The organism is Pantoea eucrina, from assembly GCF_002095385.1.
Lineage (GTDB): Bacteria > Pseudomonadota > Gammaproteobacteria > Enterobacterales > Enterobacteriaceae > Pantoea > Pantoea eucrina.
On record NZ_MIPP01000085.1, the window covers coordinates 1 to 2,487 of the forward strand.

The 2,487-nt window shown below is 49.0% G+C and carries 2 protein-coding genes; one reads left to right on the forward strand and one right to left on the reverse strand.

The window, feature by feature from the left end; genetic code table 11:
• Positions 1-8 precede the first annotated feature (8 nt).
• Positions 9-224 carry a SymE family type I addiction module toxin gene (locus HA43_RS18420; RefSeq protein ID WP_094112324.1) on the forward strand — a complete coding sequence of 72 codons (216 nt, stop codon included), beginning with the start codon at positions 9-11 and terminating at the stop codon, positions 222-224.
• 998 nt (positions 225-1,222) lie between these two features.
• On the opposite strand, the gene HA43_RS18430 is transcribed toward HA43_RS18420, so the two are convergent.
• Positions 1,223-2,487: VENN motif pre-toxin domain-containing protein (locus HA43_RS18430; protein ID WP_094112323.1), on the reverse strand; the 1,265-nt coding region annotated here is incomplete at its 5' end.

Sequence of the window (2,487 nt, forward strand, 5' to 3'; positions counted from 1 at the left end):
TCCACCTTATAGTCCGCCCGGATAAGCCAGAGAACCGCACGCCCACAACCGCCGCGCATTATTACAAAGTCGGATACCGGCCCAATAAAGGCCAGCCAAACCCTCTACCCCAGCTCACCATTAAGGGCCGCTGGCTGGAAGCGCTGGGATTTATGACCGGACAGAAGATTGAAGTGTTAACCGGGCCGGGACAGCTGATCATCCAACTGGCGACTGAAGGATAACTGACCGATAACACTTAAATCCCAGCCGGTTGGCTGAGATTTAAGATCATTTCTTAGGATAATTATAATGTCCAGGTACTTGATAGCCCTTTGGAATTTCTGGCCAGCTATAACTTTCATTCCAGCCAATCATTTCAATATCACCATATATGCCATTGGAAAAATTAAATAAATTTATTGAATGAACTCTAGATATAATCATTACAACCTGGACGGCAATCATATCTTTATTATCTAATGCTTTTTGAGCGCCAACAATACTTTTGCTAGCTTTTCTAGTTCACTATGTAATTCTTCATTCAGACATAATGAATAATCAATAGAAATCTCGCCTTCCCGAATACTAAAAAATCTTGCCGCATCAGACAATGCTTCTTTAATTTAATCAATTTCCAGCCACCTCCCTTATCCAGCTTTATTTTTATAAAAACTCACCGAACCTTACAGGTTAAGAGCAGCCTTAAAATTACCTTTTCATCAAGAATTTACAGATAATAATTATATTTAGCATCAAGGTATAATTGGTCACCTTTCTTTATCGCCTTACCATTTTTATTTTGAGCTTGATAGATGCTTTACCCTTGATATTACTTCATAGTTTTCCGTGCAGCATCTTTTATATTATTCCCGAACTCTGCCCGCCGCTACGGCAACAGAGCTGATTCCGGCGGCATGGCAGTTGATTATCGGGTTGGCTAAATAATGCTCGGCTGGTCAAAATATCCCGGCCTGATTAGGCCGGGGCCGCTGTTTATCAGGAATCTGATGGGGGAGATTTTCGGGCTTTACGTTCGTCAATTTTGGCGAAAACCCATGATCTTAGGGCCGCCGCTGTTCCTGCTATTGTGCTGGCAACCAAAATTTTTTTAATATCTGACTGTTCAATATGCACGTTGTGGCTAACGATAAGTTTTACAGTTATCAATGCTAGAGAAAAAAATATTAAGCAGCAGAAAACCATATATGCAACACTCAGAAACAACAAAGCTATGGTGGGACTATTTTTTCTCTTCATTTATTTCATCCTTTACAGCGTTACTAATAAATTCGCCCCCTATCGAACCGATGATATCTCCAACAGGAGCTGAACCGGAGCCCAAAACAGGGTTAAATAAAGGTGGCGCAACAAGGCTAACTGCTGAACCAAATGCCCAGCCAGCGCCCGCACCAGTTAAAGCACCTTTATCAGGCCCATCAGTAAACAGGGTTCCACCCGCTGTGATACCAGCATTTGCCCATATACCCCGCCCCGGTGCCAGACCACCAGTAACAGCCGCTGAGGCACTGCCCCGGTAATCCCAGGCTTTTTGCTTATTTTCAGGTAACATCTTATTCTTATCATTGTTTATATCGAACCACTGATATGTACCGTTCGCTATTTCCGCGATTACTGCACCGCCTATAATCTTGCCAGCCGATGCCGCCGGGCCAATATACGCCGCTCCCGCTATCAGCACACCGTCCATGTAGCCATCCACAATAACTTTGGTGATATTTGCGCCTTCCGGCAAATCACCCTGCGCATTTTTACTCAGCGCAGCGTTAATCTCTTCTGCTTTAACTCCGCTGTTTGCCAGTGAGGTTCCTAGCGTTGAGGCTGACTGCCCATAATCAGTCATTCCTTTCGGCAGGCTGAACATATCATTGTTTTCAGATGTGTTTTTCCCGGCCTGTGCGCCAGACACGACCGAAGCTACGCTGTCTCCGGTGAGTCCTCCGGCCAGTCCGCCTGCCAGTGTGCTAAGGGCGGATATGGTCTGTTTCTGCGTTTCGTCCAGCCTGCTGTAGTCATCAGTGCCATAGAGCTTTTTCGCTATCACGGAAGTTGCAGCGGATGCGCTCGCTGCACCTGCTGCACCGGCCAGGGCTGAGTTACCTGATGCCTGCGCAACCACTGCGCCCACAACAGCATGTGCCATCAGATTCGCTTCCGGATTGCCTTCCGTCAGCCTGTGTATCTGCTCTGCCAGGTACGGTGCCGCCACGCCAGTTACCGCCTGCGTCAGGCTGCCCCCCGCCAGGCCCTGCACCGCAGCCGTCGCCGCCTGAATACCCTGCTGAAGGGCGCTGCCCGTGCCGAAAGGCGCCGCGGCGGTTTTATAAGCCTGTTCCGCTATCTCCCCGGCTGCGGGGGTCAGGTTGCCCTTGCCGGCCAGCGCTGCCTTCGCGGCCTGAAGCGCGGCCGGATCCCTCTTCGCTCTCTCGCCCGCTATCTGCCCCTCCGTGCGCGCGATGTCCGCCGCCTGGTTGCCGATTTCTCCTG